The 19,487-nt window shown below is 67.8% G+C and carries 17 protein-coding genes; 8 read left to right on the plus strand and 9 right to left on the minus strand.

Features of this window, described 5'->3' with window-relative positions; all coding sequences use genetic code 11:
- Positions 1-30: 30 nt before the first annotated feature.
- The 8 genes from AABF56_RS24145 to AABF56_RS24180 form a co-directional block, all read right to left on the minus strand.
- Positions 31-1,029, minus strand: coding sequence for a hypothetical protein (locus AABF56_RS24145; protein ID WP_272807874.1), 999 nt, complete (start codon positions 1,027-1,029; stop codon positions 31-33).
- Positions 1,026-2,714 carry a glycerol-3-phosphate dehydrogenase/oxidase gene (locus tag AABF56_RS24150; RefSeq protein WP_272808148.1) on the minus strand — a complete coding sequence of 563 codons (1,689 nt, stop codon included), beginning with the start codon at positions 2,712-2,714 and terminating at the stop codon, positions 1,026-1,028. The genes AABF56_RS24145 and AABF56_RS24150 overlap by 4 nt, the downstream gene beginning before the upstream one ends.
- A gap of 38 nt (positions 2,715-2,752) precedes the next feature.
- Positions 2,753-3,529, minus strand: coding sequence for a DeoR/GlpR family DNA-binding transcription regulator (locus tag AABF56_RS24155; protein WP_272807873.1), 777 nt, complete (start codon positions 3,527-3,529; stop codon positions 2,753-2,755).
- Positions 3,526-5,061 (minus strand): FGGY-family carbohydrate kinase, encoded by a 1,536-nt coding sequence (locus AABF56_RS24160; RefSeq protein ID WP_272807872.1) that lies wholly within the window; start codon positions 5,059-5,061, stop codon positions 3,526-3,528. The genes AABF56_RS24155 and AABF56_RS24160 overlap by 4 nt, the downstream gene beginning before the upstream one ends.
- A 14-nt stretch (positions 5,062-5,075) precedes the next feature.
- On the minus strand, positions 5,076-6,047 hold the full coding sequence (locus tag AABF56_RS24165; protein ID WP_244766525.1) for an ABC transporter permease: 972 nt from the start codon (positions 6,045-6,047) through the stop codon (positions 5,076-5,078).
- A gap of 3 nt (positions 6,048-6,050) precedes the next feature.
- The gene (locus tag AABF56_RS24170; RefSeq protein ID WP_272807871.1) at positions 6,051-7,601 is read right to left on the minus strand and encodes a sugar ABC transporter ATP-binding protein; all 1,551 of its coding nucleotides are present in this window, start codon (positions 7,599-7,601) and stop codon (positions 6,051-6,053) included.
- Positions 7,602-7,655: 54 nt separating this feature from the next.
- On the minus strand, positions 7,656-8,774 hold the full coding sequence (locus AABF56_RS24175; protein WP_272807870.1) for a sugar ABC transporter substrate-binding protein: 1,119 nt from the start codon (positions 8,772-8,774) through the stop codon (positions 7,656-7,658).
- Between the two features lie 233 nt (positions 8,775-9,007).
- On the minus strand, positions 9,008-9,412 hold the full coding sequence (locus tag AABF56_RS24180; RefSeq protein ID WP_244766522.1) for a MerR family transcriptional regulator: 405 nt from the start codon (positions 9,410-9,412) through the stop codon (positions 9,008-9,010).
- Between the two features lie 51 nt (positions 9,413-9,463).
- Here AABF56_RS24180 and AABF56_RS24185 point away from each other — a divergent pair, with 51 nt between their 5' ends.
- The 6 genes from AABF56_RS24185 (at position 9,464) to nadE (ending at position 16,247) form a co-directional block, all read left to right on the plus strand.
- Complete coding sequence (locus AABF56_RS24185; RefSeq protein ID WP_272807869.1) at positions 9,464-10,246, plus strand: glutaredoxin family protein; 783 nt, start codon at positions 9,464-9,466, stop codon at positions 10,244-10,246.
- Between the two features lie 148 nt (positions 10,247-10,394).
- A complete protein-coding gene (locus AABF56_RS24190) occupies positions 10,395-11,504 on the plus strand; it encodes a hypothetical protein (protein ID WP_272807868.1) in 1,110 nt (369 codons plus the stop codon).
- A gap of 4 nt (positions 11,505-11,508) precedes the next feature.
- Positions 11,509-13,464 carry an asparagine synthase (glutamine-hydrolyzing) gene (gene asnB, locus AABF56_RS24195; RefSeq protein WP_272807867.1) on the plus strand — a complete coding sequence of 652 codons (1,956 nt, stop codon included), beginning with the start codon at positions 11,509-11,511 and terminating at the stop codon, positions 13,462-13,464.
- Between the two features lie 2 nt (positions 13,465-13,466).
- Positions 13,467-13,721 carry an acyl carrier protein gene (locus AABF56_RS24200; RefSeq protein ID WP_272807866.1) on the plus strand — a complete coding sequence of 85 codons (255 nt, stop codon included), beginning with the start codon at positions 13,467-13,469 and terminating at the stop codon, positions 13,719-13,721.
- Between the two features lie 13 nt (positions 13,722-13,734).
- The gene (locus AABF56_RS24205; protein ID WP_272807865.1) at positions 13,735-15,261 is read left to right on the plus strand and encodes a class I adenylate-forming enzyme family protein; all 1,527 of its coding nucleotides are present in this window, start codon (positions 13,735-13,737) and stop codon (positions 15,259-15,261) included.
- A complete protein-coding gene (nadE, locus tag AABF56_RS24210; RefSeq protein WP_272807864.1) occupies positions 15,258-16,247 on the plus strand; it encodes an NAD(+) synthase in 990 nt (329 codons plus the stop codon). Before AABF56_RS24205 ends, nadE begins: the two co-directional genes overlap by 4 nt.
- An 81-nt stretch (positions 16,248-16,328) precedes the next feature.
- Here the strand turns inward: nadE and AABF56_RS24215 are convergent, their stop codons facing one another.
- Positions 16,329-17,447 carry a S8 family serine peptidase gene (locus AABF56_RS24215; protein ID WP_432349331.1) on the minus strand — a complete coding sequence of 373 codons (1,119 nt, stop codon included), beginning with the start codon at positions 17,445-17,447 and terminating at the stop codon, positions 16,329-16,331.
- A 381-nt stretch (positions 17,448-17,828) separates the two neighbouring features.
- Here AABF56_RS24215 and AABF56_RS24220 point away from each other — a divergent pair, with 381 nt between their 5' ends.
- Positions 17,829-18,371 carry an RNA polymerase sigma factor gene (locus tag AABF56_RS24220; RefSeq protein WP_272807862.1) on the plus strand — a complete coding sequence of 181 codons (543 nt, stop codon included), beginning with the start codon at positions 17,829-17,831 and terminating at the stop codon, positions 18,369-18,371.
- Positions 18,368-19,108 carry an anti-sigma factor family protein gene (locus AABF56_RS24225; RefSeq protein ID WP_272807861.1) on the plus strand — a complete coding sequence of 247 codons (741 nt, stop codon included), beginning with the start codon at positions 18,368-18,370 and terminating at the stop codon, positions 19,106-19,108. The genes AABF56_RS24220 and AABF56_RS24225 overlap by 4 nt, the downstream gene beginning before the upstream one ends.
- Positions 19,109-19,487 lie beyond the last annotated feature (379 nt).

Here is a 19,487-nt window from a genome sequence, read left to right on the forward strand (position 1 = left end):
AAATGCATTTCGATCGATTCTGCCCGGCGGCTACGGGGTGCCGTCTTCTCTCAGGGCCGCATCGGTGATCGTGTTGTCGAGATCGAGCGCGCGGTCCGGCTTCAGGCCGAGCCGCTGCAGGTCGCCGTGATAGCCGCGCACGGCTTCCGCCGGCGTCACGTTTCGGTCCGCGACGGCGCGCATCCATGTCGTCAGCGACAGCTGGTGTTCGGCAAGGTTGATCTTGCGGCCGAAGATGGCAAGGCGGGCGCCGCTCGCCTCGGCGCGGGCGACCATTTCCATCGCATCGCGATGCGTGCCGCTCGCCCCGCCCATCACGCCGACGACGACCGTGTCGTCATGGGCGACCAGTTCCTCCAGCGCACGGCGGCCGTTATAGACGATCTTCAGGAATTCCGGCCGCTCGGCGCGCGTGAGGCTCGCCAGCGCCCGCACGATGCAGTCGTTGACGAAGGCGCCGGTCCCCGCGACCCCGAAGCCGGTCGCGGCATTCGGGTTGAACACTTCGAGGAAATGACGCTTTCCGGCAGCGCGCGCCTCGATGCGGAAGGCGCGGTAGGCCTCCAGCATGGCGACGTCCGAGGCGGCGTCGTTGTTGAAGGTCATCGAGAACAGGCAGAGGTCGGCCCGCGCGCGCAGAAGATCGGCGCCGCGATAGGGCTGGGCCGGTGTCTCGCGGTAGCGGCCGCCGCGGATGTTGAGCCAGACGTCGGTCGTCTCGTTGGCGCGGAAGGCCGGCGTCACGGTGCTTTCCGCGAAGATGCCGCCCTCGACCAGCCGCTCGATGTTGCCTGCCGATCCCAGCATGACGTCGACGGCCCTTTCCGCCACGAGGGTTTCCATCTCGGCCAGGAATTCCCGGCGCGTGCGGCTGCCGGCGGCCGACCCGTCGGCGCCGCGGCGAAAACCCGTCGTCAGGATGCCGCCGGAAATGTCGGCATCCTTGGCGTCGACGAAGATGAAGTCACCCGATCGGTAGGCGCCGGCACGGATGCGCGCCATCTTCTCGTCGTAGCTCTTGGGGATCATGTCAGGTCGACTCCATGGAAGGTCTTCAGCCGCTCGCGGACGGCGGCGATTTCAGCGGCGCGGCGGGCCGCATCCCAGCCGAGCGTCTCGCCCGCCTGGAGGGCGAGCGCCTCGACCAGCCGGGCCGTCAGGCGGCCGGTCACGGCCAGCGTCGTGCGGCGGAAGGCAAGGTCCGCGAGGGAACCGACCTGCTCGTGCCGCAGCACGTAGTCCATCTCGCCGGTGCTGTAGTCCGCAGCGTCGGGAAGCGGCGCGTCGGCCGGAAACGCCGCGACATGCGCCGCAACGACCCGCGCCGCCGTGCCGTAGTGGGCGAAGAGCTCGCCGATACGCTTTTCCGCAAGCCCGGTTTCCCGCGCAAGATCGGCAATCCACGCCTGCCTTGCCGCCTCGGTCTTCGGGTAATCGCGCCCGCCGCCGATGGCGAGGTCGCGCGTGGACACCTTGCGGGTCGCGGACAGGCGCTTCAGCAGCATGTCCGCCACCTCTTCCGCATAGCCGCGGAAGGTCGTCCACTTGCCGCCGACGAGCGAATAGACCGGATAGGGCCGGCCGGCGACGGGTTCGAGGACCGGCGTCGCATGGTCGCGGGTGATGAGGCCCGGGTCCTTCGCATCGGAGGCCGGCAACGGGCGGATGCCGCTATAGACATAGACGATCTGTTCGCGGGAGAAGCGAAGCTTCGGCAGGAGCCTGCGCAGGCTTTCGAGGAGGTATTCCACCTCGTCTGGCTCGCAACGCACCGTGTCGGGATTGGCCGCCTTGATATCGGTGGAGCCGGCAAGGGCGCGGCCGAGATATTCGAAGACAAGGCAGATGCGCCCGTCATCCGCCTCGAAATAGATCATCCGGCCCTTCAATTCCTTCAGCAGGTCCGGATGGTCGAGCAGGATATGCGAGCCCTTGGTGCCGCCGATCATGCGCGAGGGCGCGCCGAGAATGGCATTCACCTCGTCGATCCAGGGGCCGGCCGCATTGACGACGATCTTCGGCCGCACGGCCGCAGCCGCCTCGCCGGCAAGGCTTCTCACCGTCAGAGCACCACCATCAGCGCGTTCCAGCCGGACATGGTTGAGGGCGGCGGATCGCGGGCTGTCGGCAAGGCCGTCGCGCACGAGTTCGAGGATCAGGCGCTCGGGATGGGTGACGGTGGCGTCGTAATAGGTGCCCGTCGCCACGATGTCGGGCGTCAGCGCCGGCAGGTCGCGCAGCGAGGCGGCCCGGCTCGCCGTCGAATGCCGCGGCATGACGCGGTGGCGCGCACCGTAGAAATCGTAGAGCATCAGGCCGATCTTGACGAGCAGCGCGCCGCGGCTGCGCGGGGCGCTCTTCGAGCCGAACAGCGTGCGCAGCGCCGCGCCGATGCCCTTCGTCCAGGAGAAGATCGGGATCAGCGTCGGCAGCGGCTTGACGTAATGCGGCGCGTTGGCGAGCAGCAGGTTGCGCTCCAGCGTCGACTGCGCGACGAGACGGAATTCGCCCGTCTCGAGATATTTCAGCCCGCCATGGATGAGGCGGGAAGGCGCGGCGCTGGTGCCGGCTGCGTAATCGTTCTTCTCGATCAGCAGGCAGTCCAGCCCCTGGGCCGTGAGGTCGCGGAAAAGGCCCGCACCGTTGACGCCCGCCCCGACGATGAGCACGTCGAGCGTGCCGCGCGCCTCCATCGCCGCCATTCGTTCGCCCATGCCGCCGGGAAAGGCGGCGGCGCCTGCCGCGTTCGCATTCATGTACTCTTGCCCATTTTCACGATTTCGAGATTGACGCCGGCTTCCTTCAGGCGTGCCCTGTCCGCTTCGCCGACCCGGTCCGTCGTCAGAACGACGTCGAAGGCGGTGAGGTCGCTCAGGACGTTGAGGGCGACCTTGCCGAATTTCGAGGAATCGACGAGCAGGATCTTGCGGCTCGACGAGGCCATCATCGCCTGCTTGACCTTGGTGACCTGCGCGTCCTGGATGAAGGCCGTCACGCCGTCGATTGCGGAGGCGGAACAGAAGAGGACGGTCGCCCGAAGGCTTGCCACCGCCTTCTCGCAGGTGATGCCGATATAGGCGTTGTAGTTGCGGTGGTACTTGCCGCCGAGGCTGATCAGCTCCACCTCCTCGGCCTCGATCAGCTTGCCGGCCGAGATGTAGCTGTTGGTGATGACCGTGAGCGGACGGGCTTCCGGCAGGAGGTCCGCGAGCGCGCAGGCCGTCGAGGAATCATCCAGCATCACCGCCTGCCCGGCCTCGACATAGGCCATGGCGGCGCGGGCGAGCGCCTCCTTCTCCGCCTTGCCGACCGTCTCGCGGTAGCGGAACGTGCTCTCGTAGAGGCCGGAGGGCTGGACGGTGACCATGCCGTGCAGCTTGCGCAGCACGCCCTGCTGGGCGAGCGCGTCGATATGCCGATGGATGGTCATGCGTGACACGCCGAAATGCTCGACGAGATCCTCGATGCGCGCCTGGCCGGCCCGCGTGATGTAGTCGGCGATCTCCTCGCGCCGTGCGTCCGCCTTCATCCGTCCACTCCCCTTGACCGTCTTGCGAGATCCTCGATGGCCCGCCAGTGCGGCGCCATCCCGTCCGCAAGCTGTCTATAGAGATTGTAGCGCTCGGCAAGCCGGGCGCTGCGCGCCGTATCCGGCCGGTAGGAACGCAGGATGCGGGTCGTCGTCGCCGCGCCGGCTTCCGGGCTCGCATAGAGCCCGACCGCGGCGCCGGCGACGAGCGCCGCCCCCCAGGCAGCAGCCTCGTCGGCGGAGGAGACATCGACGGCGAGCCCCGTCGCATCGGCGAACATCTGCGCCAGAACCGGGCTGCGCGCGCCGCCGCCGCTGATGCGCATGCGCTCCACCGGCACGCGCGACAGGAGGTCGTCGATATGGAGCTTGTGGTTGAAGACGATGCCTTCCAGCACGGCCTTCAGGAGGTCGCCCCGCTCGTGCCAGCCGTGCACGCCGAAGAAGCCGGCGCTCGCGCCGCTGCCGAAGGGCGAGCCGAAGAGGAAGGGATGGAAGACGATGTCCGAGGGCTTTTCCAGCGCGCGGTCGAGTTCCGGCCGCAGCAGCGCGTGAATGTCGCTCGCCTCGCTTTCGGCCTTCTCCGCCAGGTCACGGCAGAAATTGTCGAGGAACCAGTCATAGTTCGCGGTGGAGGCCGGAGAGATCGCCATGGCGTTCCACCAGCCCTTGCGGATGCCGTTGCGGCAGAACCAGCGCGGATCGGCCATCGGCTCCTCGGTGACCAGTTCGTTGATCGAATAGGTGCCGGCGACGACGGCAAGCAGGCCCGGCGCGTGGCCGCCGATGCCGAGGGCCGAGGCCGTCACGTCGTGCAGGCCCGCGGCAACGGGCGTACCCTCGACGAGGCCGGTCGCTGCCGCCGCGTCGCGCGTCACCGTGCCGATGATCTCGTCCGGTCGGGCGACGGGCGGAAGGGCCGGCCAGAGGTCGCCGAGGCCGAAGACCTCCAGCGCCGCCTTGTCGAAGGCCTGCGTGCGCACATTGGTGAAGCTCGTGCTCGCCTCGGTCAGATCCGTGCCGACGACGCCGGTCAGGCAGAAGCGCAGCCAGTCCTTGCAGGTGAAGACATGGCCGATGGCGCCGTAGCGCTCCGGCTCGTGCTGCCGGATATGGGCGAGCAGGGCCGAGGGCGCGGAGGCGTGGGCGGTCTGGCCGGTCAGGTCCAGCGCGCGCTGCGCCACGCCGTCCTTCTCCCATGCGTCGACGATCGCGCCGGCGCGGCTGTCGAGCGAGAGGATGCCGGCACCGAGCGGACGCTTGTCGCGGTCGAGCAGGTAGAGGCCGTCGCCATGGGCGGTCGCCGCGACGGCCTTGATGTCAGCCGCCGGCCGGCCGCTCCTTTCGATCGCCTCGCGGATCGCCTCGGCGGTTGCGGTCCACAGGCCCGCCATGTCGCGCTCGACATGGCGCGGCTCGGGGAAGGACTGCGGCACCCGCCGCCGCGCGACGGCGATCGGCGTGCCGTCCTGCTCGAAAATCACCGCCTTGGTGACCGTCAGGCCGTTATCGATGCCCAGAAGCAGCGCCATGGTTCTCTCTCCCGTCAGTTCCGGCTTGCACGCAGGGCGAAACGGTCCTGCAGGCTGGCAAGATAGATCGCGACGAGCAGCACGCAACCGAAGACCATCTGGCGGATCGAGGGCTCGATGCCGGTGAGGTTCATCAGGTTCTCGATGATGGCGATGACGATGACCGCGCCGAACACGCCGGAAAGCCGCCCGATCCCGCCATTGAGGCTGGTGCCGCCGAGAATGGTGCCGGCGAAGACCATGAGGATATCCCCCTCGCCGAGATCGGCGACGACCGATTGCAGGCGACCGACTTCCAGGAGACCGCCGATCGCGGCGGCAAGACCGGCAATGCCGAAGCAGAGGATCTTGGTGCGGTGCACCTTCACGCCGGCGAGGAAGGCGGCTTCCTCGTTGTTGCCGATGGCGTAGATCTCCTTGCCGATGCGATGGCGCTCCATGAAGATATAGGCGACGCCGTAGAGCACGAGCCAGACGAAGATCGCCACGGGAATGCCGAACCAGCGGGCCTCGCCGAGATAGGTGTATTCGGCCGGCAGGTAATAGACGCCCTCGGGAATGAGGAAGACGACGGCGCCGCGCATGACAAGCAGCGTCGCGAGCGTCACGAGGAAGGCATTGACACGCAGGTTCACCGCGAAGGCGCCCGCCGCAAGGCCGACCAGCAGGCCGACGACGGGCGTCAGGATGACGGCAAGCACGGGATGGACCACATCCGGCGCCCAGACCGTCATCGCCACGATGGCGACGGCCGGGGCGAAGGCGAAGCTCGATTCCAGAGAGAGATCGACCTCCTTGATGAGCAGGACGAGGAAGAGGCCGAGCACCATGCAGCCGAGGGGAGCGGCGGCCCAGAGCACGTTGGTGATGTTCTGCAGCGAGGCGAAGCCCGGAACGGTGAGCCCGACGGCGACGAGAACGGCGAGCAGCACCCAGATGAGGTGGCGCTCCATCAGACGAGAGAACAGCCGGACTGTGCTGGACATCGTTCAAACTCCTTGGATGGTCTTGTAGAGCGCGGAGACGGTGAAATTCTCCTCGCCGCGTTTGAGGACGGCGATGATGCGGCCGCGGAAGAAGACATAGATGCGGTCACAGACCGTGATCATCTCCTCCTCGCTCTCCGTCAGCACGATCACCGCGCTGTCGCGCGACAGGTCGGTGCGGATCGCCTTGAGGATTTCGGGTTTCGTCGCAAGGTCGACGCCGCGCGTCGGCTCGTTGAGGATGAGAAGGCGCGGCGCGTTCAGCGTCAGGCGCGCGATCAGCACCTTCTGCTTGTTGCCGCCGGAAAGGCCGCTCATGCCGATCTCCGGCCCCTTGGCCTTGACCTTGAACTCCACGATCTTGTCGGCGGTCACCTGGCGGGCGCGGCGGCTGTCGATCAGGCCGAGCGCCGTGGAGAACCGGCGATAGCTGGAGATCAGCGTGTTCTCGGCAATCGAGCGGCCCTGGATGACGGCCTGGCGCTCACGGTGTTTCGGCAGAAGCGCGATGCGGTGCTTCATCGCCTCGCCGGGCGATGCGAGATGCAGGACCTTGCCCTCCATCTCGAAGGTGCCGGCGTCGAGCTTGCCGAGGCCGAACAGGGCTTCGGCCGCCTCGTCCTTGCCGGAACCGTCGAGCCCGGCAAAACCGATGACATCGCCCGTGCCGAGCGACAGCGTGAGGTCCTCGAAGACGCCGCGGCGGGTGAGGCCGGAAATGCGGGCGATCGGGCGGGATTGTCCTTCCGGCACGGCGCGCGACAGGCCGTCGAGGCTCATCACGGGAATGTCGCCGACGATCCAGTTGGCAAGCTCCGCGCCGGTGGTCGCGGCGACATCGAGCGTGGCGACGGCGCGGGCATCGCGCATGACGGTGACGCGATCGCAGAATTCCATGATCTCGGAAACGTGGTGCGAGATCAGCGTGTAGGACCGGTCGGGATGGCGACGCACGAGATCGCGCAGCAGCGACAGCAGCATGGTCTTGCGCTCGCGCGACAGCGACGCGGTGATCTCGTCGAGCAGGATGACCTTCGCCTCGTCGATGAACTGCGCCTTGCCGAAGGCGAGCAATTGCTGGCTTTCGATGGGCAGCGTCAGCATCAGCGCGTCCGGGTCGACGATGAGCCCGACCGCCCCGGCGACCTCGACGGCCTTGCGCCGCATGTCGGCACGGCGGAGGAAGCCGAAGCTGCGGGTCAGCGGCTGGCCCATGAACATATTGTCGACGACGGACAGGCGCGGCGCGAATTTCGGCTCCTGCGGCACCAGCGAGACGCCGAGCCCGTGGGCGCGCACGGGATCGTAGTCGGCAATGGCGACGCTCTCGCCGCCGATTTCGATTGTGCCCGACGTCGCCTGCTGCGCGCCGGAAATCAGGCTCATCAGCACCGACTTGCCGGCGCCGTTGCGGCCGATGATGCCGTGGATCTCCCCGCGGCGCACGGAAAGATCGACATCCGCGACGGCGGTAAGGCCCGGGAAGGTCTTGGTCAGCCCGGCAAGGCGATAGGACGGCGCCTCGGTCGCCGGAAGGGCGGCGGATTGGATCATGGTCTTGCTCACGGCGGGAAAGAAGGCGGCGGCGGATATGCCGCCGCCCGTCGATCAGTTGGCGGCCTTCATCTGGTTCGCCCAGTTGCGGGCGTCGGCCGCCGGCACGTCCTCCGGCACGGAATAGGCCTGGATCTTGTACCAGTCGCCGTCGAAGGCGTCGGACGGCACGATCTCGACCGGCGCCCAGAGCTCCTCGCCCTCGATGGGGAAGGTACTGGCGGAAGCCGACTTGTCGAGGAGCTTGCCGCTCTTCATCATGTCGTAGAGCAGGCGCATGGAGACGATGCCCTCGCCCGTCGCCGGCTGCACGGAGACGTGGGTGAGATCGCCCTTCTCCACGGCGGCGAGTTCCGGCTGGGTGCCGTCGATCGTCGCGACCGGGATATGCGCCGGGTCGTCCGACTTCTTCAGCATGCCCTGCGCCCCGAAGGCCGGGATGGCGCCGCCGATGCCCATCGTGCCATCGATGCTGGCGACCGCGAGGATCTTGTCCTTGCCGTAGCGCGAGATCATGTCGTCGACGACCTTGCGGGCCTTGGAGCCGTCGCAGCCCGCCTCGTGGGATTCGACCTTGATGTTCGGGTTGTCCTTGACGATCGGATCGAAGGCCGCGTGATAGCCGGCGCTGCGGCCGATATCGAAGGACGCGGTGATGATGCAGCGCAGCTCGATGATCACGCCGTCCTGCTTGCGCCAGTCCTCGCCCCGGTTCTTGTCGAGCCAGTTCACGATCGCCTCGCCGCCCTTGCGGCCGGCCGTCTCGTTGTCGAAGGCGACGAAGGTCGACTTGGACTTCGGCACGAAGGCGTTCGTCACGACGACCGGGACGTTCTTGGCGGCCAGGTCCTCGACGACCTTGATCATCGCCTCGCCGCGCCAGGGAACCAGGAGCACGCCATCGACGCCGCGGGCGATCTGCGCGTCGAGCGCATTGCGCTGCGCGCTCACGTCATTGGCGCCGAACACCGTGAATTCGATCTTCACGCCGTCCTTTTCCTCGATGCGCTTCTTCTCGATCTCCTGACCGAGCTGTACGCCGTTGAAATAGATGTCGTTGGGCTCCCAGCGGATCACGGCGACACGGTAGCTGTCCTTCGCCACGGCAGCCGTCGACAGGGAAAGGGCAAGCGTCATCGCTGACAGGCCCGTCAGCAAAGTCCTGGTTTTCATGGATTCTCCTCCGAATGCGCCGCTTCGTCCAGCGCTGTTTGTAACGTATACATACGTTATAATATCGTCAATAGATGTTACAAATTTTCCAGGCGCCCATTTTCGGGCAAAGGAGTGCGTGCCCCGCTGAAGCCGCCGCCGGCAAGAGAAAATCGAGGAAAAACAATAGGGAAATACCGCCGAGCGGACGGCGGAAGGCCGCGATCGAGCCGATGGGCCGTGCGGCCGGCTGTTCAGGCCTTGAAGGATTTCAGGATGGGACAGGGGCCGGTCTTGCCGACCGCGCATTCCGAAACGAGCCTTTGCAGCGACAGGCGCGCCTCCTGCAGCTCCGCCATCCGGGCCTCGAGCTCGGCCAGCCGCTTCGTCGCCAGAAGACGCACCGCCGCCCGGTCCTCGCCGGAATCGAGCGCGAGAAGCTGGCGGATCTCCTCCAGCGTGAAGCCGGCGGCCTGCGCCTGGCGGATGAACCGCAGGCGGCTGACGTCGGCCGGCCCGTATCGGCGGATGCCGTCGAGGCGCCTTGGCGTCGCGAGCAATCCCCTGCGCTGGTAGAAGCGCACGGTCTCCACGCCGACATTGCCCGCCGCCGCGAGTTTTCCGATCGTCAGGTCGTCGGGCGCTTGACTCCGTACCATGGTACGGAACTTATAGTCCCGCCAACGATTTCACAAGACAGGAGACGTGAGATGTTGGACAGAAACAATCAGGCCGGCCGCACGGCCATCCTCTACCGCATGGTGATGCCGGGCCACATCTGCCCCTACGGGCTGAAGGCGAAGGACCTGCTCCGCCGCTCGGGCTACGCGGTCGACGACCGTCACCTGACGAGCCGCGCGGAGACCGACGCCTTCAAGGCGAAACACGACGTTCCCACCACCCCGCAGGTCTTCATCGACGGCGTGCGCGTCGGCGGCTACGACGACCTGAGGCGTTATCTCGGCGAGCCCGTCGCGGCCCCGAAGGCGACCACCTACCGCCCGGTCGTCGTGCTCTTCGCGCTCACGGCGCTGATGGCGATGGCCGCAAGCCATGCCGTCAGCGGCACGCCCTTCACCGTCAGGGCGGCGGAATGGTTCATCGCCTTCTCGATGGTCGCGCTCGCCATGCTGAAGCTGCAGAATGTCGAGAGCTTCGCGACCATGTTCCTCAACTACGACCTGCTCGCCAAGCGCTGGGTGCCCTACAGCTACATCTATCCCTATGCCGAGGGCCTTGCCGGCATCCTCATGGTGGCGGGCGCGCTCAACGGGCTGTCGATCCCGGTCGCCCTCTTCATCGGCACGGTCGGCGCCGTCTCGGTCTTCAAGGCGGTCTATATCGAGAAGCGCGCGCTGAAATGCGCCTGCGTCGGCGGCTCCAGCAACGTCCCCCTCGGCTTCATCTCGCTGACGGAGAACCTGATGATGATCGCCATGGCCGTCTGGATGGCGGCGGTCAGCCTCGGCTATGCCGGCGGACACGCCATGTAGCCACGCCATGGAGGGTCCGCTTCGTCTCGCGGCCCCTCCTCGCCCCACGCCGTCGCGCCGCAAGGCCTTCTTGACCTTTTCTTCACGCTCCTCGCGTAAGCAAAGCGGGGACGAGGCCCGGAATGGGACAGGGGCCGGATGGGTGTCGATGTCGAGCGTGCGTTCATTTGAAGCGGGGGATGTGGATGCGGTCGCGGACCTGTTCCAGCGCCTTCTGCGAAAGAGCGCCCAGCCGCCAAGCGACGACCTGAAAACCTATCTCCGCACCCTCTTCATCGATTTTCCCGCCGCCGAACCGGATTTGCGCTCGCGCGTGCATGTCCGCGCGGATGGCAGCGTTTCGGGCTTCCTCGGCGTGCTGCCGGTGGAGATGGAATTCGAGGGGCGGCGCCTGAAGGCCGCCAATTGCGGCACCTTCGCCTGTGACGACCGCGATGGCGACCCCTTCGCCGGTGCGCGCCTGCTGCGCGACGTGCTCTCCGGCCCGCAGGACCTGTCCTTCACCGAGACCTCGAACGATGTTTCGACGGACATGTGGCGCACGACGCGCGCCACCGTCCTCGGCCCCTACAGCCTCGAATGGCTGCGTGTGATAAGACCCTCCGCCTTCGCGCTGGAAGCCGCCGCCGGGCGCCTGTCCGCCTTGAGGCTGCTCAGCCCCATGACCCGGCCCATCGACGCGCTTCTCTGCCGACGCGGTGGGAAGCAGAGCTGGTCGCACTACGCGCCGCTTGCCGGCAAGGCCGACGCCTTCGTCGTCGACGCGGTGAGCGATACCGAATTTGCCCATCTGTGCCGCCAGTTCGTACGCCATTTCCCGCTGCGCCCCGCATGGGAGACACCGATGCTGGAGACCATGCTCGGGCACGCCACCCGCAAGGCGCTGCACGGCGAGCGCATCCAGCATGCCGTCAAGACGCGGTCCGGCAAGGCGATCGGCCTCTACCTCTACTACGGCGATCCCGGCGGCATCGGCCGCACGGTGCAGATCATGGCCGAGCCCGGCCAGGAGGCCATCGTCATCGACTGCCTGATACGCAACGCCCATGCCCGCGGTCTCGTCGGCATTCGCGGGCGCACGCAACCCGCCCTGCTGCAGGCGATGATCGGCAAGAAGTGCGCCTTCCTGCATACGTCCTCGACCATCGTGCACTCGCGCAATCCCGCGCTGCTGGAGGCGCTGACCAGCGGCCGGGCATTCCTCAACGGTCTTGCCGGCGAAGGCTGGACCCGCCTCATCGGCGATCGGTTCGGATAAGGCCATGTGCGGGATCGCCGGATATTGCGGGGGAAACATCGCACCGGAACGGGCGGCGGACCATCTGCGCCGCATGGTCGACGCGCTCCGCCATCGCGGACCGGACGGCGAAGGCATCCTGGTGCGCGGCGATGCGGGCCTTGCCCATACCCGCCTCTCCATCGTCGGCCTTGCCGACGGCGCCCAGCCGATGGCGACGGCGGACGGGGCGCTCGCTCTCACCTTCAACGGCGAAATCTTCAACTATGTGGAGCTGCGCGACGACCTGGCGGCCCGCGGCCACAGGTTCCGCACCACATCGGACACCGAGGTGCTGCTTGCGGCCTTCGCGGAAAAGGGCGCCGCCTGCCTGGAGGATTTCAACGGCGACTTCGCCTTTGCCCTGCACGATGCCAGGAACCGCCGGCTGGTGCTTGCCCGCGACCGGATGGGTGTGCGCCCGCTGTTCTACACCCAGCACGAGGGCGCCCTGTTCTTCGCCTCCGAGATCGGCGCGCTGCTGGCCCTGCCCGGCATGGTGGCCGAGATCGACCCCGTCTCGCTCGACCAGATCTTCACGCTCTGGTGCCCGATCCCGCCGCGCACCGCCTACCGCAACATCTTCGAACTGCCGCCGGGCCACGTGATGACCGTCGAGGACGGTCGCCGGACGGTCCGTCCCTGGTGGCAGCTCTCCTTCCCCGACCGGGGCGACGCCGAGCCGGCCGGCCGGTTCGAGAGCCGGGTCGAGGAACTGCGCGCCCTGCTCGCCGATGCGACCCGTCTTCGCCTGCGCGCGGACGTGCCCGTCGGCGCCTATCTCTCCGGCGGCATCGATTCCTCGGTCGTCGCCGCGCTTGCCGCACGCACCGTGACGCGCGGCCTGCGGACCTTCTCCCTGACCTTCCGCAGCGAGGAGCATGACGAAAGCGCCTGGCAGCGGCAGATGGCAGCAACGCTCGATGCGCAGGCCGACAGCGTCGAATGCACGACGGAGGCGATCGCCCGCCATCTGCCCGCGGTGATGGGCCATATCGAGCGGCCGATCCTGCGCACCGCGCCCGTGCCGCTGCACCTGCTCGCCGGAAGGGTGCGCGCGCGCGGCATGAAGGTGGTGCTGACCGGCGAGGGCGCAGACGAGATCTTTGCCGGCTACGACCTTTTCCGCGAGGCGCGCGTCCGGCGCTTCTGCGGCCGGCAGCCGGGCTCCGTCCACCGTTCCCGCCTCTTCCAGCGGCTCTATCCCTATCTTCCCGGCCTCAAGCAGCAGACGCCGGAATATCTCGCGCGCTTCTTCGCCTTCGGCTCGGAAGCCCTTGACGATCCGCTCTATTCCCACCGCCCGCGCTTCCGCTCCACGGCGGCGGCAAAACTGTTCTTCTCCGCCGGCCTCAAGGAGGCGCTCGGCGACTACGACGCCGCCGAGGACCTTGCAGCGCAATTGCCGGCCGATTTCCGCCGCTGGCATCCGCTGCACCAGGCGCAATATCTTGAAACCGCCTTCCTGCTGCCGGGCTACATCCTCTCCAGCCAGGGCGACCGGGTGATGATGGCCAATGCCGTGGAGGGGCGCTTCCCGTTCCTCGACCACCGGGTCGTCTCCTTCGCCGCCGGCCTTGCGCCGGATGCCAAGCTGCTCGGCCTTAGAGAGAAGCATATCCTCAAGGAAGCCGCCCGCGGCCTCGTGCCGGCGGCCATCATCGAGCGCCCGAAGCAGCCCTACCGCGCGCCGGACAGCGAGAGCTTCGCCGCCCCGCAGACACCCGCCTATTTCGACACGGTGCTGTCGCCGGACCGGCTCGCCGGGAGCGGACTGTTCAACGTCCAGGCCGTCAGCAAGCTGAAGGAGAAGGTCATCAGGGGGCAGGTCTCCGGCTTCCGCGACAACGCGGCCTTCATCGGCATCCTGTCGACCCAGCTCCTGCGCGGCACCGGCGCCGCACGATCCACAGAACCTGCATCCAGCATCGGGATAAGCTGACCATGTCCGACGAGACCAAAGCCGCCATTCGTACCTTCATCGTGGAAAACTTCCTGTTCGGCGACAACAGCCACCCGCTGCCCGCCGACCTGTCACTGATCGACAACGACCTCGTCGATTCCACCGGCATCCTCGAACTCGTCGGCTTTCTTGAAGAACGCTTCGACGTCCAGGTCGCTGACGCGGACATCGTGCCGGCCAATCTCGACACGATCGAACGCATCGCCGGCTTCATCACCCGCAAGCAGGCGGCCTGACAGCGGGCCGGCCATGCGGATCGAGCGATATCTTGAGGACAGCACAGCCCGCGACGGCGCCCGGACGGCGATCGTCTCGGGCGAGGTGCGGCTGAGCTACGCGCGCTTCCACGACCTCGCCGCCCGCATGGCAACCACGCTGCGCATGCGCGGCGTCAGGCGCGGCGACCGCGTTCTCGTCTTCCTCGACAATGGCTGGCAGGCCGCCGTCGCCGTCTTCGCCGCCTGGATCGCCGGCGCCGTCATCTGCCCCGTCAACCCGGCGACCAGGAGCGCGCGGCTCGCGCAGATCGTGCGCGACTGCACCCCTGGGCTGGTCTTCGTGGAGAGCCGCCTCGAACGGCTGCTCGATGAGATGATCGAGCTCGCCACCACACCACGCATCGTGACAGGCGGCAGCTTCGAGGCCGCGCTCGATGCAGCACCGCTCAAAGCCGGGCCCCTGCCCGATACCGACCTTGCCGCGCTGATCTACACGTCGGGCTCGACGGGCGAACCGAAGGGCGTGATGCTCGCCCATGAGAACGTGGACGCCGCCGCCCGCGCGATCACCGGCTATCTCGAAAACACCGAAGCCGACACGATCCTCGTCGTGCTGCCCATGTCCTTCGGCTACGGGCTCAACCAGCTCGTCACCGCCATGCGCTGCGGTGCGACGCTGGTCATCGAAAAGTCCTTCGCCTTTCCGCAGGCGATCTTCGAGAAGATCCGCGACGAGCGTGTCACCGGCTTTCCGCTCGTGCCGGCCATGGCGGCCATGATGATGCAGGCGCGCGACCTCGACGCCTCGCTCTTTGCGAGCCTGCGCTACATCACCAGCGCCGCCGCGCCCCTGCCGCTTCCCCATCTCGACTGGCTGCGCGCCTTCCTGCCGCAGGTAAAGCTCTATTCCATGTACGGCCAGACCGAATGCACCCGCGCCAGCTGGCTGCCGCCGGGCGAGGTGGACGCCCGGCGCGGTTCGGTCGGCATAAGCATACCGGGCGGGCGGGCCGAGGTCGTCGACGAGGCGGGCGAGCCGGTGGTGCCCGGCATGACCGGCGAATTGGTGATCAGCGGGCCGCATGTCATGCGCGGCTACTGGCAGAACGAGGCCGCGACGCGCCGCGCGCTGCGGCCCGATCCGCACACGGGGGGCCTGCGCCTCCATACCGGCGATCTCTTCACCGCGGATGCGGACGGCTATCTCACCTTCGTCTCCCGCATGGACGACATCATCAAGTCGCGCGGCGAGAAGGTCGCGCCCAAGGCCGTGGAGGACGTGCTCTGCCGCATGCCGGGCGTGGCGGAAGCGCTCGTCGCCGGCGTTCCCCATGAAGTGCTCGGACAGGCCGTCAAGGCCGTGATCGTCGCCTCGGACCCGGCCCTTACCGAACGGGACGTGCTGCGTTTCTGCGCCCGCCATCTGGAGGACCATATGGTCCCCAGGCAGGTCGAATTCCGGGATTTTCTCCCCAGGACCGATTCCGGCAAGGCAAGCCGCCGGCTTGCCGCCGACCCCGCCGGCACGTCCGGCCAAGATACAGGATCGCCCGCATGACCACGCCGAAGCCCCACACGCCCTCCTTCGCCCCGCTCGTGCTCGATCCCGCCGCGGAGGTGGAGCGCATCACCGGCTGGATGCGCGACCGGCTGCGCCTCGACCTGCGCAAGCGCGGCCTGGTGCTCGGCCTTTCCGGCGGCATCGATTCCAGCCTCTGCGCGGCGCTCGCCGTCAAGGCACTCGGCGCGAAGAACGTCTTCGCCCTCTTCATGCCGGAAAACGACTCCGACCCGGAAAGCCTGCGCCTCGGGCGCAGCGTCGCCGAGACCTTCGGCATAGAGGGCATCGTGGAGGATATCGGCCCGTCGCTTGCCGCCATGGGCTGCTACGAGCGCCGCGACGCCTTCATCCGCGAGGCCGTGCCGGAATACGAGGCCGGCTGGGCCTCCAAGATCGTCTTCGACAACCCGATGACGACGGGCGGCTACAACATTTCCTCGCTCGTCGTGCGTTCGCCGGACGGCGCGATGCGCAAGGTGCGGCTTTCGGCCGGAGCCTATCTCGGCATCGTCGCGGCGACCAACATGAAGCAGCGCACCCGCAAGCAGCTCGAATACTACCATGCCGACCGGCTGAACTTCGCCGTGCTCGGCACGCCGAACCGGCTGGAATACGACCAGGGCTTCTTCGTCAAGAACGGCGACGGCGCCGCCGACATCAAGCCGATCGCCCATCTCTACAAGTCGCAGGTCTTCCAGCTTGCCGCCCATCTCGGCGTGCCGGCCGACATCCTCTCGCGCCCGCCCACCACCGACACCTATTCCCTGCCGCAGACGCAGGAGGAATTCTACTTCGCCCTGCCCTACGACAAGATGGACATCTGCCTCTACGGGCTGGAGAACGCCGTGCCGCCGGTGGAGATCGCCGCGGCGACGGGCCTCGAGGCAAGCGACGTCGAGCTGGTCTGGGCCGATATCGCCGCCAAGCGCAAGGTCGCCCGCTACCTGCATTGCCCGCCGCTCGTCTTCGACGGAGCGAAGTAGCGCATTCCCAGCCGAAACGGCACCGGATAACGCAGTAGAAACAAGGATCAAGAGCAATTCCGGGATTTCACCGGGCCTGCCCTAGGTCCCGCAAAGCGCACGGGCGTTGAGCAGCCCCCAGCCGTAGACCGCATCCTTGCCGGGCTTGCCGATGTCCTCGGCGGATCTCATCAGCTCCGCCTTGAGCGCATCCGGCGAAAGGTCGGGCCTGGCGGAGAGGAGCACGGACACGGCGGCCGTGACGAAGGGGGCGGCGAACGAGGTGCCGGTCTTCTGCCGCGCACCGGAAATCGACGCCGCCGTCCACACGCCGACACCGGGCGCGGCGATGTCGATGTGATCGCCCCGCACCGCACGGCGATAGGGATTGCGGGCCTTGTCGACCGCCGTCACGGCGATCACGTCGTCATAGGCGGCGGGATAGACCGGCTCGGCATTCGGTCCGTCATTGCCGGCAGCCGCGACCAGGATCGTTCCCCGCCCGGCGGCGGCCGCCACGGCCCGCTCCAGCACCGCGTTGGCCGGGCCCGTGAGGCTCAGGTTGACGACCCGGATATCGCGCCGAACCAAGAGGTCGAGTGCGCGGACGAGGTCGTAGACATTGGCGATGTCGGCGGTCTTGCGGAAACGCTGGAAGGCATCGACGGCGACGACCTCTGCCTCCGGCAGGAGGCCCGGCACGCGGCTGCCGGGCGCGCCGACCAGAAGGGCGGCGACCGCCGTGCCGTGCTGCTCGCCCGATGCCGCGTCCTTCTCGTCGCCGAGGCTCAGCACCTCCAGCCGCGCCCGCGCCAGAACCGCATGGTCGGCGTTGATCGCCGTATCGATGAGGCCGATGCGCTGCGGCTTCAGGCAGGCCATGCCGCTGCCGTCGCCCCCGGTCGGCCAGCCGACCATATGGCGCACCAGGGTGCAGCTTTCGCCCCTGCAGACGGCCTTGTCCGCGGCCTGCGGCTGGTAGAAATGGTTGAAATCCACCGTCGCCGAGGCGCTGCGGGCCGAAACGGCCGCGCGTGCCGCCTCGAGCGTCAGGCCCTGCGGCACGATGAGGCGGACCATTTCGCCGCCGACGAGCGCGACCTCGACGCGGCCGTCGATGACGAAGCCGTCCTGCGTCAGGCCGGCAAGGGCGTTTTCGTCAAGGCCAGCGGCGACGATCTCGTTCGGCGCCTGCTCCGGCACCGCGACCGCGCGGCGCACGGGCGCACGGCGCACCGCGCGGGTCGACTGGCGGAACAGCGGGCGCAGGATGCGCTGCGGGTCTGCACGGCGATCGTCTCCGCCCCGCCCGCGACTGCCGCCGCGGTCGTCGTCGTCATCGTCATCGCCTCCGTCGTCGTCATCGGCGAGGGCCACGGCCATGCCGGGCGACAAACCACCCTGCGGCGCGGGCAGCGCGACGAGCCCCGCCATGGCGAGGGAAAGGAGGAGGGAAAGGCGCTTGGTTCTGTCTGCAAGGCGGCTCGGCATGGTCCGTCTCCCGTGGCGGCGGCCGTCCGTCGGGTGCGGCCTTCCGTTGATTGTCCTTCCTGGCATACGTTCGACTCGACAGCTTATTCCATGGCATGCCAAAGAAATCCCATGACGAACACCATGCCGACGGTACCGGAACGGCTTGTGGCCTTCCTGCCGAACCTCAGACGCTTCGCGATCTCGCTCTGCCGGTCGCGGGAGCTGGCCGACGACCTGGTGCAGGCGGCCTGCGAGCGGGCGATCCTCGCGGCTGACAGCTTCGCGCCCGACAGCCGCTTCGACGCCTGGATGTTCCGCATCCTGCGCAACCTGTGGATCGACCACCTGCGCCGCCAGAAGACCGCCGGCCCGCACGACGACATCGATGAGGCCCGCGACGTCTCCGTGCCGTCGGGCGAGGCGGCCGCTCATGCGCGGATGGATCTCGCCGGGGTGACCGCCGCCCTGCAGAGGCTGCCGACAGAGCAGCGTGAAGTGCTGGTCCTGGTCTGCGTCGAGGACATGAGCTACCGCGATGCCGCCGACGTGCTGGCCATTCCGATCGGCACGGTGATGAGCCGCCTTGCCCGCGCCCGGAAAAATTTGATGGAGCTCACGGGAATAAGTTTCGGCGAAGGGCGTTCGTCCGATACGAAAGGCGGCGTTCTATGAGCAAACAGGCATTCGACGACGAAACATTGATGGCCTTCGCCGACGGCGAACTGGACGAGGCGCGGAGCCTCGCGCTGGAAGAAGCGCTCGCCGACGACGAGGCCCTCGCCGAACGGCTCGCCGTCTTCCTCGACAGCCGCCGGCTGGTCGGCGATGCCCTCAAGCCGCTGATCGGCGAACCGGTGCCCGAAGCGCTCGCCGCCTCGGTGCGCCGCATGGTGCAGGAGGCCGGGGAGAAGACGGCGCCGCCGCAGGACAATGTCGTCTCCTTCCCCGCAAGGCCGCAGCCGGAGGCCGGCCGGGCGGCGGCACGGCGCTGGCTCATGCCGATCGCGGCAAGCCTCGTGGCATTGGTCACCGGCGTCGTCGGCTTCACGCTCGGACGCATGGGGCCATCCGTCACCGATGCCGGCGCAGAAATCGCCGCCGCCCTCGACCGCGAGGCGTCCGGCCGGGATGTGACGCTCGGCACCGCCGTGCTGCATGTCGTCGCCACCTTCCGCGACGAGCGGGGCGAGCTCTGCCGGGAATACCGGCTGACGCAGCCGGCAAGCAGCACGCAGACCGTCGCCTGCCGCCAGGACGGCGCCTGGACGACGCGGCTCGCGCTGACGACGCCGCTGGCCGAAGGCTATGTGCCCGCCTCCGCGCAGGAGACCGTCGACGCCTACCTCGCCTCCATCCAGGCCGGCGCGCCGCTGTCCGCCGAGGAGGAGCGCAAGGCGCTTTCCCCCTGAAACGAGGGACCTGCTGACGTCCCTTTCGGGCCCGGTGTGCAGAAGGCCATCGCCCTTCCCGTCCCCTATGGCAAGAGAATTCGACGTTGCCGTTCTCCCTTCTCCCCCGCGGGGAGAAGGTGGCCCGGAGGGTCGGATGAGGGGGTGGCTCCGCCGGATCGTCCGCGCTTCCGACCTCCCCCTCATCCGCCTGCCGGCCCCTTCTCCCCGCGGGGGAGAAGGAAGATGGGGCAACGATTTCCTATCTCGATGGCCTGCTCCCATGAGGAGGGCTCAGCCTGCGGGGCATCCTTGACGTCAAAAGACTGATTGATAGCCGGACCGCTGGCGGAGGAGACGCCCGCAGGCAGAGGGCGGCTTCCCATGTGATTGCGCGCCA

It is taken from the genome of Shinella sp. WSC3-e (assembly GCF_945994535.1).
Lineage (GTDB): Bacteria > Pseudomonadota > Alphaproteobacteria > Rhizobiales > Rhizobiaceae > Shinella > Shinella yambaruensis.